This window comes from Bacillus sp. FSL R5-0585 (assembly GCF_038004545.1).
Lineage (GTDB): Bacteria > Bacillota > Bacilli > Bacillales > Bacillaceae_G > Bacillus_A > Bacillus_A cereus.
This window is the reverse complement of sequence record NZ_JBBORJ010000001.1, coordinates 4873699-4887618: the sequence shown is the minus strand read 5'-3', so window position 1 is coordinate 4887618 and position 13920 is coordinate 4873699. Positions and strand designations below refer to the sequence as shown.

Genomic DNA, 13920 nt, shown 5'->3' with positions numbered 1-13920 from the left:
GAAGGAATATGCAAAAAAATAATCTCCAACTTAATTGGAGATTAAAACATTTGATATCCGCTTTTCCGAAGTTTCTTGATTACGACTCCTGCTAAAGCAGCCCCTACTAATCCAGTAGATAGAATAAATACGTCTGCTTGTCCTAAGTGCGATACACTTGTCCCAAATGAAGAAAATGTTTCTTTCGGTTTTGAAAAATAATCCCACATACTCGCTTTATTAATAATAAGCATACAAACAATCGGATACACAATAACCATTACCCAAGTAGCTCGCAAAATCATGTTGAGTAAAAATCCAATTCCAAAGAACAAAATAAAGAATAACATCATTGAAATAAGTAGTACCGGTATACTCACTCTTTTCCCCTCTCCTTCGCACGTGCCGTAAATACGTGATAAGCTGTATAACCAAATGGTTCGCCTGGATTTAATGTTTTGTCCACTTCAAGATGTAGTTCTGATCTTCCTTCTAACAAATATTTAATAAGCACAGACGTATTCGGATCGTCTACAATCTTATCCGGATGTAAGAACGCCACTTCAGACAATTCTTTCTCCTGTATAATAATATTTTCTCCTTCAGGCTCCAAAAGAAAAATAATCATATTATCACTAATCTCATTACGAATAACACCCGATCGAACACCAATGATTCCCTTCACATGAGCGACAATGCCTGTCTCTTCTAACACTTCGCGTTTCACAGCTTCATCAACCGTCTCACCTTCATTTACAAAACCAGCCGGTAAAGACCATTTCCCTTTTAATCCACTGTATTTCTTCTTAACAAATAGCCACCTACCATCTTTTGTAGCTACTAAACCACTAACAGCTAGCCATACCTTCCCTCGTTTCTCCATGATGTAATAACCTCCTCCATCATAACGGACAGAATATTCTTTCTTTTTCATATATTATACTATATTTTTAATATGAAAAAAGCAGAAACAGCTCTTAGCCGTTTCTGCTTTTTCTACTATATATTAAAAGAACTTTAATTTACCTTTTTTAAGAACTAATAAAGGTCCACCTAATAAGAATAGGTAACGGTTATCGATTACTTTCTTCATGAAGGAAGCTTTCCAACCTGTTAACTTTTTACCCATAACAACGCCCATTGCATCGTCATGACCTAAAGAACATACAGATCCTTTATTATCGAATGCGAATTTCTTCATTTCGCCCTTGCCACGAACTAATACAGTTAAGTTGTGTGCAATATTGTAACCTTGTTGAATTGCAATTTGTGCTGTTGGTGGGTAAGGACGGTTAATTTCTTCATTAATGATTAACGCTGCGTCACCAACCATGAATACATCTTCGTATCCTGGAGCGTGCATGTACTCATCAACTTTTACACGTCCGCGCATTGCTTCAAAGCCAGACTCTTCCACAATACCATTACCACGAACACCTGCAGCCCAAACTACTGTTTCAGACTTAATTAATTCAGTGTCATCGCCATTCGCAACGATAATACCTTCTTCAGTTGCTTCTTTAATTGCTGTACCGATGCGGAATTCTACACCTTTTTTCTCAAGTTGTTTTACAGCGTATTCTACTAACGCTGGATCGAAACCTGGAAGTGCTGTTGGAGCAGCTTCTACACAGATGATACGTGCTTTTTCACGTGGTACATTATACTCTTTGCAAAGTTCAGGAACACGGTTTGCAAGCTCACCTACGTACTCAATACCAGTAAATCCAGCACCACCAACAACGATTGTTACTAACTCATCGCGTTGTTCAGTTGCATATTTAGAGAAACTAGCTTCCATATGCTCACGAATTTCACGAGTTGCATTAATGTTAGCGATTGAGAATGCATGCTCTTTTAATCCTGTAATTCCGAATGTTTCTGATTCGAAACCAAGACCAATTACTAAGTAATCATACTCTAACTCGCCATCTTTTAAGATAATGCGTTTTTCAGCAGCTTTAATTTCTACTACTGTGTCTTGTACAAAGTTCACTTTATTTGTATCAATAACGTCTTGAATATCTAGACAGATTTTTTCATCTTGTAATGTACCAGCTGCGCTCTCATGTAACCAAGTCGCTTGGTAGTGATAGCTGTTGTTGTTTACTAGCGTAATTTCAGCTTCATTTACAGATAATGCTTTTTGCAGACGAACAGTCGTAATCATCCCGCCATAACCTGCACCTAAAACTACGATTTTTGGAGTCTTCACCAAATCACAACCCTTTTCTTTATATAATAGTAATAAAAAATAATACCAAGTACTAAAAACTCTATTTGTCAAGAATGTGGAATTTATCACATTCTATATCATAACAAAACGCAGTCAAAAAATCGTACGAATTTTGTCATAGAAATTTAACATAATACTTCCCTATATTAGTCGGTTTTATTCCAGAATTCAAGCGTCTGGAGAATTATCAATATTTTAAAATAACATAGCGTTTTCAAGGGTTTTTTAGCCTTTTTTTCATGTATTTTCCTTTCTGTATATTTTATACAATAAAAAAGAACCTATGCGAAAACTTACACACAATTCAGTCGTTTTCAGAAGTATTCTGAACTCAAATATGCTATCATTTATTTGAAAGTGTCATCATTTGCAGGATTTTCGTGTACATATGAACAATATATGAAATCAATATCAAAATTCCATCTATAGGGGGAATGAAAGTGGCAGAAAATCAAAAAGTTTACGACATAACAATTATTGGTGGTGGTCCAACGGGACTGTTCACAGCATTTTATGGCGGTATGAGACAAGCAAGTGTAAAAATCATTGAAAGCTTACCTCAACTTGGCGGACAATTATCCGCACTCTACCCTGAAAAATACATTTATGATGTGGCTGGATTTCCAAAAGTGCGCGCACAAGAATTAGTTGATAACTTAAAAGAGCAAATGAAGAAATTTGACCCAACTGTTTGTTTAGAAGAAGCTGTCGATACGCTTGAGAAACAAGCTGACGGTATATTTAAACTTGTTACGAATAAGCAAACTCACTATTCTAAATCAGTTATTATTACTGCTGGCAATGGTGCTTTCCAACCACGCCGCTTAGAATTAGAAGGTACAGCGAAATACGAAAAGAAAAACTTACATTATTTCGTTGATGATATGAATAAATTTGCTGGTAAGCGCGTCGTAGTATTTGGCGGTGGCGACTCAGCTGTTGATTGGACAATGATGTTAGAACCGATCGCTGAAAAAGTTACAATCGTTCATCGCCGCGATAAATTCCGTGCGCATGAACATAGCGTCGAAAACTTAATGAATTCTCGTGCAGAAGTAAGTACACCGTATGTTCCAGTTGAACTCATTGGTGATGACAAAATTGAACAAGTCGTTCTTCAGCACGTAAAAACTGAAGAAAAAGTTATCATCGATGTTGATGACGTAATTGTAAACTATGGCTTCGTTTCTTCTCTTGGCCCAATTAAAAACTGGGGCTTAGATATACAAAAAAACAGCATCCTTGTAAATTCAAAAATGGAAACAAATATTCCTGGCATTTACGCTGCTGGTGACATTTGTACATATGAAGGAAAAGTAAAACTCATTGCTTGCGGCTTCGGTGAAGCACCAACAGCAGTAAACAATGCAAAAGCTTACTTCGATCCAAATGCAAAACTTCAACCGATGCATAGCTCAAGCATGTTTTAATATGTAAAAATAAAAGCTCCTTCCATACGCGGAAGGAGCTTTTATTTTATATACCACGAAAGCACACTGAGTTCGATACACTATCGAACTCAGTGTGCTTTTCGTCTAAAAAAATTATTGTTTTCTTCTTCTACCTAATACGAATAATACTCCGCCAACTAAGAATGAAATTCCAGCACCAACTGACATCATCCATGGAGACGCTGCCCCTGTTTTCGGTAATTCTCTTTCTGTTTTTACTTGCGGCTCTTTAATTAATTTTTCCAATCTTACTTCCGGTTTCACTTCTGGCTCCTTCGGCTCTTTCGGCTCTTCCGGTTTCACTTCTGGCTCCTTCGGTTCTTTCGGCTCTTCCGGTTTCACTTCTGGCTCCTTCGGTTCTTTCGGCTCTTCCGGTTTCACTTCTGGTTCCTTCGGTTCTTTCGGCTCTTCCGGTTTCACTTCTGGCTCCTTCGGCTCTTTCGGCTCTTCCGGTTTCACTTCTGGCTCCTTCGGCTCTTTCGGATCTTCCGGTTTCACTTCTGGTTCCTTCGGTTCTTTCGGATCTTCCGGTTTCACTTCTGGCTCCTTCGGCTCTTCCTTTGTTTTCGGTAAAATTGTAACTGTAGGCTCAAGTGGCGGATTTATTTTATCGTCCACTACTGCTTTATTTGTTATCCTTTTACTTGGCGCTTCTTTTACCTTCGCTTTAAAAATAATACTACGTTCTTTCGTATCTGTAATTTCTAGATACTTGGCGATTACTTTTCCAAACTCCATTTTTAACTCTATTGGATTTGGTTCAGCCCCTTCAAATCTAATGCTATCTTGCACGTACTCTAAACCGGCTGGAATTTCATCTTCTACCTTTACCTCTGCTAGTTTACCGTTTTCTACCGTATTTTTGAAACTAATTCGGTATTCTACTTCTTCTCCTAGCTTCGGTTCTTTATTATTTACTGTCTTCGTCGCTTTTAACTTACCATCTTTATATTCTGGCTTTATTGTCGCTGTCGGTTCTATAACTGGATGTTTCGGATCATCCACTTCAATAATCGCTGTATTTGTTATTTCTTCTCCAACTTTTGCTGTTTCTTTTACCTTTACTTTAAAGATGACACTTCTTTCTTTCGTATCCGTAATTTCTGGATACTTCACTGTTACTTTTCCATTCTCTACTTTAAGTTCTGTAGGCACAGGCTTATCACCTACGGCCTCCAGACTATCTTTCACATACTCTAAACCAGACGGAATTTCATCTTCAATCTTTACATCAACTAACTTCCCGCCATCTACTGTGCCGTTAAAAGTAATTCGATATTCAATTTCTTCCCCTAGCTTTGGTTCATGATTACTTACTTCTTTCCTTGCCTCTAGTTTCCCATCTTTATATTGCGGTGTGATTGGTATAAGTGACTCAACTGGCGGAGTCGTCGGATTATTATCATCAACAATCGCCTTGTTTACAAGCTCTTTTCCTACTTGTACCGTCTCTTGTACTCTCACTTTAAAGATGATACTTCTTTTTTTCGTATCCGTAATTTCTGGATACTTTGCTGTTACTTTTCCATTCTCTACTTTAAGTTCCACCGGATATGGTTCCGGCCCATCAGACTTTATACTATCTTGTACGTATTCTAAACCGGCTGGAATTTCATCTTCTACCTTTACCTCAGTTAGTTTTCCGTTCTCTACCGTATTTTCAAAGCTAATTCGATATTCTACTTCTTCTCCTAACTTCGGTTCATGATTACTCACTGTCTTTTCAGCTTGTAATACACCCTCTTTATGTTGAGGTTGTATCGCGACATTCGGTTTCTCTGGTGGATTTATAGTATCTTCCACAACCGCCGTATTCACAATCGCTTCGCCAATTTTAGCTTTTTCTTTCACTTTTGCTTTAAAGACGATACTTCTTTCTTTCATATCCGTAATTTCTGGATATTCCGCAAGGACGATTCCGTTTTTCACTTTCACATACAACGGTTTCGGATTCTCTCCCTCGGCTCTTTCACTACCTTCTACAAACTCTAAGCCAGTTGGTAATTCATCCTTAATCTTCACCTTCGCTACTTTTCCATGCTCTACTACGTTACGGAAAGTAATTCGATACTCTACTTCTTCTCCTAATTTTGGAGCTGGATTATTTACTGTTTTCTCAGCTTTTAGTTTTCCGTCCTTATACTCCGGCGTAATAATCGCTTCTGGTTTTTGCGGCGGATTCTTCGGATTGTCATCATCCACAATTGCCGTATTCACGATTTTCTTACCGACTTTTGCTACTTCCGTTACTTTCACTTTAAAGCTAATACTACGCTCAGCTGTATCAGTAATATTTTCATACTTCGCTGTGATTTTTCCAGCTTCTTCTTTTAGCTCTACTGGATTCGGTTCATTACCTTCTGCTTTTAAGCTGTCCTTTACATACTCTAAACCAGTTGGTAATTGATCCTCAATTTTCACTTCTGCTAGTTTTCCGTTTTCTACCGTATTTTTAAAACTAATTCGGTACTCTACTTCTTCTCCTAGCTTTGGATCCTTTTTATTTACCTTTTTATCAGCTTTAACTTTACCGTCTTTATGCTGCGGTGTAATATCTACTTCCGGTCGCTCTGGTGGATTTTTTGTATCATCAACAATTGCTTTATTTACAATTGCTTTGTCCACTTCAACAGAATCTTTCACCTTCACTTTAAAGATAATGCTTCTTTCTTTCATATCAGTGATATTTTCATACTTCGCACTAACCTTACCAGCTTCTTCTTTCAACTCTACTGGTGCTGGCTTATCACCTTCTGCTTTTAGACTATCTTTCACATACTCTAAACCAGACGGAATTTCATCCTCAATCTTCACCTCTGCCAGTTTTCCATCTTTCACCGTATTATTAAATGAAATTCGGTATTCGATTTCTTCCCCTAGCTTCGGTTTATGATTATTCACCTTTTTATGAGCAGCAATTTTACCGTCTTTATATTGCGGTGTAATTTTTGCTGTCGGATCAATTACTGGATGGTTCGGATCATCAACATGGATAATCGCTTTATTTGTAATGTCTTTACCTATTGCAACTGAATCTTTCACCTTCACTTTAAAGACGATACTTCTTTCTTTCGTATCCATAATCTCTGAATACTTTGCCATTACCTTACCATTTTCTACTTTCAACTCCACTGGTTTTGGCTCTTCACCTTCAGCCTTTTCGCTTCCTTCTACAAACTCTAATCCAGCTGGAATTTCATCTTCTATTTTTACCTCTGCTAGTTTTCCATCTTTCACCGTATTATTAAAAATAATTCGATATTCGATTTCCTCACCTAACTTCGGTTCATGATTACTTACTTCTTTTCTTGCCTCAATTTTCCCATCTTTATATTGTGGTGTAATCGGTACATAAGGCTCTTCTGGCAGATTCTTTGTATCATCTACAATTGCCTCATTTACGATTTCTTCTCCCACTTTTACGCTTTCTTTTACCTTCACTTTAAAGACAATACTTCTTTCCTCTGTATCTGTAATTTCTGGATACTTTGCCATTACCTTATTATTTTTCACCTGTAGCTCTACTGGTTTCGGTTTAGAACCTTCTGCTGTGATGCTGCCTTCTACATACTCTAAACCATTTGGTAATGTATCCTTTATATTTACCTCTACTAGTTTTCCGTTTTCTACCGTGTTTTTAAAACTAATTCGGTATTCTACTTCTTCTCCTAGTTTCGGTTTATGATTATTTGCTACTTTCTGCGCAGCAATTTTACCATCTTTATATTGCGGAGTAATTTCCACACGAGGCTCTTCTGGCTCATTTTTTGTATCTACTACGATTGCTTTATTAACAATCTCCTTGCCTATTTCTGCCTCTTCTTTTACTTTCACTTTAAAAGTAATACTTCTTTCTTTTGTATCCGCAATTTCTAGATACTTTGCCATTACCTTGCCGTTTTCAAATTTCAATTCTACCGGACTTGGTTTAGAACCTTCTGCTTGTAAACTGTTCTCCACGTACTCTAATCCAGCTGGAATTTCATCTTCTACTGTAACCTCTACTAGTTTTCCGTTTTCTACCGTGTTTTTAAAACTAATTCGGTATTCTACTTCTTCTCCTAATTTCGGTTTTTTATTGTTTACAAATTTCTCTGCTTTAAGCTTACCGTCTTTATATTCTGGCGTAATTGTTACTTCTGAAGTTGTTGGATCTTTTGTATCATCAACAACTACTTTATTGACAATGCCTTCACCAACCTTAAATTCTTCTTTTACTTTCGCTTTAAAGACGATACTTCTTTCTTCTGTATCCGTAATTTCTGGATATTTTGCGATTACTTTTCCATCTTTCACTTTCAGTTCTACCGGATTTGGCTTAGAACCTTCTGCTCGTAAACTATCTTTTACATACTCTAATCCATTTGGTAAATCATCTTCTATTGTTACCTCTGCTAGCTTTCCGTTTTCTACCGTGTTTTTAAAACTGATTCGGTATTCCACTTCTTCTCCTAACTTCGGCATTTCATTATTTACCGTCTTCTTCGCTTCCACTTTTCCGTCTTTATGCTGTGGAGTAATTTCTGCCGTCGTTGTTTCTGGCTCATTTTTCGTATCATCAATAATTGCTTTATTGACGATTTTTTTACCGACTTTCACTTCATCTTTTACTTTCACTTTAAAAGTGATACTTCTTTCTTCTGTATCCGTAATCTCTGGATACTTCGCCATTACCTTACCATTTTCCACTTTCAATTCTACTGGATCCGGCTTAGAACCTTCTGCTTTTACACTATTTTCTACATACTCTACACCTTCTGGTAAAGTATCTTCTATTTTCACCTCTGCTAGTTTTCCGTCTTCTACCGTGTTTTTAAAACTAATTCGGTATTCTACTTCTTCTCCTAACTTCGGCGTTTCATTATTTACCGTCTTCTTCGCTTTCACTTTTCCGTCTTTATGTTGCGGAATAATTTCTGCTGTCGGTGTTTCTGGCGGATGTTTCGTATCGCTCACAATCGCTTCATTAACAATTGAATCGCTCACTTTACCTTTTACTTTCACTTTGAAGGTAATACTTCTCTCTTTTGTATCTGTAATCTCAGGATACTTTGCCATTACCTTACCGTTTTCAAATTTTAATTCCACTGGATCTGGCTTAGAACCTTCTACTTTTAAACTATCTTTCACATACTCTAATCCAGTTGGTAAATCATCTTCTATCTTTACCTCTGTTAGCTTTCCATGTTCTACCGTATTTTTAAAGCTGATTCGGTATTCCACTTCTTCTCCTAACTTCGGCGTTTCATTATTTACTGTCTTTTTTGCTTCAAGTTTTCCATCTTTATACTGAGGAGTAATTTCCGCTGTCGGATTAACTGGCTTATTTTGCGAATCATCAATAGTTGCTTTATTAATGATTTTTTTACCGACTTTTACTTCTTCTTTTACTTTCACTTTAAAAACGATAATTCTTTCTTCTGTATCCGTAATTTCTGGATATTTTGCCATTACTTTACCGTTTTCAAATTTCAGCTCTACTGAATCTATTCCGGCACCTTCTGCCTTCAAACTATTTTCTACATACTCTAAACCTTCTGGTAAAGTATCCTCTACTGTCACGTCTGTTAGCTTTCCGTTCTTTACCGTATTTTTCATACTAATTCGGTATTCTACTTCTTCTCCTAACTTCGGTGTTTCATTATTTACGATTTTCTTCGCTTTAATTTTTCCATCTTTGTGTAATGGTGTAATTTTTGCTTCTGGTTCTTTCGGATCTTTCATATCATCAACAATTGCCTTATTGATGATTTCCTTCCCCACTTCCGCTTCTTCCCTCACCTTTACCTTAAAGACAATACTTCTTTCTTTCATATCCGTAATATTGTTGTACTCAGCAATAACTTTTCCATCTTTCACACTTAACTTTAATGGAGCTGGTTTATCACCTTCAGCCTTTTCACTGCCTTTTACATACTCTAAACCGTTAGGAATTGTATCCTCTATTATTACCTTTTCTAGTTTTCCGTTTTCTACCGTGTTCTTAAAGCTAATTCGGTATTCTACTTCTTCTCCTAGTTTTGGTGATGGATTATCTACTGTCTTCTTTGAATCAATTATTCCATCCTTATGTTGCGGAGTAATTCTTTCCTCCGGTTCAATCGGTGGATTTTTCGTATCATCAACAATTGCTTTATTGACAATCTCTTTATCTACTTTTACTTCTTCCTTCACCTTTACTTTAAAGACGATACTTCTTTCTTTCATATCCATAATATCGATATACTTAGCTTTGACTATCCCATTTTCAACAGCTAATTCTACTGGTTCAGGTGCTTCTCCTTCGGCCTTGATGCTATTTTCTACATATTCAAGACCTTTTGGAATTGTATCTTCCACTCGCACCTCTTCAAGTTTTCCGTTCTCAACCGTATTATGAAAACTAATGCGGTACTCGATTTCTTCGCCTAACTTTGGCTTCTTATTATTAACTACCTTTGTAGCAGCAATTTCACCTTTTTTACTTTGCGGTGTAATAACAACCTTTGATTCAACAGGCTCATTTTTCGGATCTTTTGCAATTGCTTTATTTACGATTGCCTCCCCTACTTTTGCCGAATCTTTTACTTTCACTTTAAAAACAATACTTCTTTTTTCTGTATCCGTAATTTCTGGATACTTCGCCATTACTTTGCCATCTTCCACTTTTAGTTCTACTGGCTCTGGTTTTATACCTTCAGCTTTCAAACTATCTTTCACGTATTCAACACCTTTAGGTAGTGTATCTTCTACTAGCACCTTTTCTAGTTTTCCGTTTTCTACCGTATTATAAAATGTAATTCGGTATTCCACTTCTTCTCCTAGTTTTGGTGTTTGATTCGTTACGCTTTTTTCTACATCCACTTTACCGTATTTATAATCCGGCGTAATCTTTTCCTCTGGATGCTCAGTTTGTCCATTTGGCTCACTCACAACCGCTTTATTAACAATCGTTTCTCCCGCTTTTGCCTCTTCTTTTACTTTCACTTTAAAGGCAATGCTTCGCTCTTTTGTATCCGTAATCTCTGGATATTTTGCGATTACCTTACCATTTTCTACTTTTAACTCTACTGGATTTGGTTCAGCACCTTCAGCTCTCTCACTGCCTTGAACAAATTCTAAGTTAGCTGGAATTTCATCTTCTATTGTAACTGCATCTAGTTTTCCGTTTTCCACCGTATTTTGGAAGCTAATTTGATATTCAAATTCTTCTCCTAGCTTTGGCTTCTTATTTGTTGCTTTTTTCTTTGCAGCAATTTTACCGGCCTTATGCTGTGGTGTAATCTTCTCTTCTAGATTCTTTGGTGGATTTGTTTTATCACTAACGTTTGCTTTATTAACAATTTCTTCACCAATTTTTGCAGTTTCTTTTACTTTTGTTTTAAAGACGATACTTCTTTCTTCCATATCCATAATTTCTGGATACTTTGCAATTACTTTTCCATTTTCAAACTTCAGCTCTACTGGCTCTGGTTTTGCACCTTCGGCTTTCAAACTATCTTTCACGTATTCAAGATTGCTTGGTAATTCATCTTCAATGGTCAATACATCTAGACGTCCATCTTTTGTATTATTTTTAAATGTAATACGATACTCTACCTCGTCACCTAGCTTCGGTGTTTTATTAGATGCTATTTTTTTAGCTTCTATTTCTCCAGGGATCTCTTTTGGAGTCGTAACCGTAATATCTGCATCATCTGCAGTTTCATAATTTACCTCGGTACTATCTTGTCCCTTTACAACAACGATATTTTTTACTGTTGTATCTGATTGTACAGAAGCTTTCACTTTTACTTTGAATGTAATAATGGCACTTTCACCAGGCTTTAAAACACCGCCGTCTTTAGCATTAGCACCTTCACCAACACGAAAATCAATTTGATTATTTACAAACTCTGCTTCATCATCGCTTGCATCATCTGTTTTATTTCCTTTATTACTTCCAGAAATATATTGTATAGATCCCGGAACATACTCTAAACGATCATCTAATTTATCAAAACCTTTTACATTCGATACAGGTGCTTGGTTATTTTTCGTATCATTTTTCACTTCAATTTGATACGTAAACTCTTCACCAGCTTTAATTTCCTTAACCTCTTTACCAGCACTATCTAATGCCTTTTTATCAACTTGTAAGTTTGGAGCATTATGTTCTGTAACGAATGTAGCGTTATTTAATACGTAAATATCACCGCCACCACCATATGCTCTAAAACGCATTTTTGCTTCTTTTAAATCATTTTTCACTTGAGTGGGTCCTTCAAGGTGATACGTATGAATATCTGTACTGAAAGAATTTGTCCAATCCGGGTTATATCCTGGATATTTTTTTGTAACAAACTCGTTAGTACCGTCTACTTGTACTTCTGTCATAGACGAATCATTCGCATCATTTTCTTTACCGTTAATATTTTTTATCTTTATATATCCAGCACCAAAATCGTATTCTCCATAATCATATGCATATCCATCTTTCTCAGCTGGATCACCTTGCGATGAAAAATAACTAAATTTTGCTTTAAAAGCACCTTCTTTTGGTGTGTTTATTTTATTAACACTAATATCTGTCCAAGCTGTACTTTTTTGAGAGACTAGCCCTTCCCAAATCTTCATGTCTTTTACTGTTTCTTTATAGTTTTCATAAACTAATATAAGATTCCAGTTACCCCAGTAATAGCCGCCACCTGTTACATCTTTAATTTGTGGCACGTTTGCAACTGTCAACGTTTGAGAAATCCCTTGCTGTGCAATTACATTTGTTACATCTGCATACGCAACATATCCCGCGCCACTACCTGAGTAATTAGAAATATAAGGTAGGTAATCCGCTTTTCGTATACTATCAGCAGTTACCTCTGCATATTCTTTATTTCCCATTTTCATTTTGACTGGTTGTCGTACATCATTATCACTAACTCTTTGATTAACATTTGTACTAGTTACAGTTCCCATTGCAGCTGTCCAAAACAAATACGCCTTTTTTACTTTACTTCCAGCAGGAATGTTAGGAAATGCGCCTGTTGACGAATTAAAAGTACTATTATCGTTATCAACGTCCACTGTCATTTTGTTCGTTTTATAACCCATACTTTGTCTGCCGTAATGGTCAGTTGTCAAACCAAGCGTCACATTACCAGTCTGTACTAAATTACCAGCAGCAATTGTAGAATACAGTGGATCTCCAAACCCTTGTTTATCTCCTGTTTGGATTTGAACCTTCGAAGCATTTTCTGACGCAGCTTGTACTTCTGCATCGCTCTGCTTTACTGCTAAAGGTGATTGCTTTTTCTCTTTTTCTAGTTGCTTCTCAGCTTCAGGTTGTTTTATCTTCTCTATTTCTGTTTTTTGTGTAGATGTATTTTTATCTTCTACAGATACTTTTAATTTCCCATCCACTTCTTTAGTTGTTGATCCGATAGCTTTCTTACTACTGTCAGCCTCATCATCGGTATTAGCTTCTAACTTCTCTTCAGAAGGAAGCCCTTCAACATCTACAGACATGTTTCCTATTTGTAGTTGATCCTTTTGCACACTAATTTTTTGCTTATACTCTTTATTAAAGTGTTGCGTACGACGAGCTTTTATTAATACAGTCATTTTTTCATGTGATTTTAAATCTTGAATTTTAAGATTAGAAGAAAGAACCTTTCCTCCATTATCTTTTTCCTCTACATAGAAATCCGCTACCTTATTTTCAAGTAACTTCTCTCCGTTTACTTTCACAGATTGCGAAAGAAACTCAATTCCATTGTCATTATTTTGTTTAATTACTAATTCTCGGATTGGTGTATCTCCCGTATTTTCAATCTTATATTGAAATACGTGCTCCCTCTCCGCTACTTCTCCCTTATACATTTCAGCATTCACTTGATCTGCCTTAATTTTCACATCATTTCCTTGTAACTCATCCCAGCTTTTTTTATTTATCTCTGTAGCAAAAGCACTGGGCGAAGGCAATATGATGGATAGAAGAAGTGTGATCATTGTTACGACATTAAAACACTTCAATACTTGCTTCATATTTTCTACCTTTCTCCTTTCTATATACTTGCTATCCGCCTACTTCATTTCAGTAACCCTTTCATTTAGTAGCCGAATACATAGCAATATATATCCACTCGCAACAATCCGACCTACGAAAATGTATCGTTGAAATCCCAATGTCAACAATATAAATCTCATAGAATATTACTATTTTAATTTATCAAAAATAGCATATATACCGGACACTTATACAAACCTTTACCATACTTTTAATATAGTAAAAACACC

General features: G+C 36.4%; 5 protein-coding genes. 1 reads left to right on the top strand and 4 read right to left on the bottom strand.

Annotated features, from left to right (window positions below; genetic code table 11):
* Nucleotides 1–41: 41 nt before the first annotated feature.
* The 3 genes from MKY38_RS25085 to MKY38_RS25075 form a co-directional block, all read right to left on the bottom strand.
* Entirely contained in the window at nucleotides 42–359 is a 318-nt protein-coding gene (locus MKY38_RS25085; RefSeq protein WP_000027016.1) for a YuiB family protein, read from the bottom strand.
* Nucleotides 356–862: an NUDIX hydrolase gene (locus MKY38_RS25080; protein ID WP_000415315.1), complete on the bottom strand. Its 507-nt coding sequence runs from the start codon at nucleotides 860–862 to the stop codon at nucleotides 356–358. Before MKY38_RS25080 ends, MKY38_RS25085 begins: the two co-directional genes overlap by 4 nt.
* Nucleotides 863–985: 123 nt before the next feature.
* A complete protein-coding gene (locus tag MKY38_RS25075) occupies nucleotides 986–2194 on the bottom strand; it encodes an NAD(P)/FAD-dependent oxidoreductase (RefSeq protein WP_000856612.1) in 1209 nt (402 codons plus the stop codon).
* 461 nt (nucleotides 2195–2655) lie between these two features.
* Between MKY38_RS25075 and MKY38_RS25070 the strand changes: the two genes are divergently transcribed.
* Nucleotides 2656–3645 carry an NAD(P)/FAD-dependent oxidoreductase gene (locus MKY38_RS25070; protein WP_000829785.1) on the top strand — a complete coding sequence of 330 codons (990 nt, stop codon included), beginning with the start codon at nucleotides 2656–2658 and terminating at the stop codon, nucleotides 3643–3645.
* Between the two features lie 114 nt (nucleotides 3646–3759).
* Here the strand turns inward: MKY38_RS25070 and MKY38_RS25065 are convergent, their stop codons facing one another.
* Nucleotides 3760–13668, bottom strand: a complete 9909-nt coding sequence (locus tag MKY38_RS25065; RefSeq protein WP_341050062.1) for an isopeptide-forming domain-containing fimbrial protein — start codon at nucleotides 13666–13668, stop codon at nucleotides 3760–3762.
* Nucleotides 13669–13920: the final 252 nt, after the last annotated feature.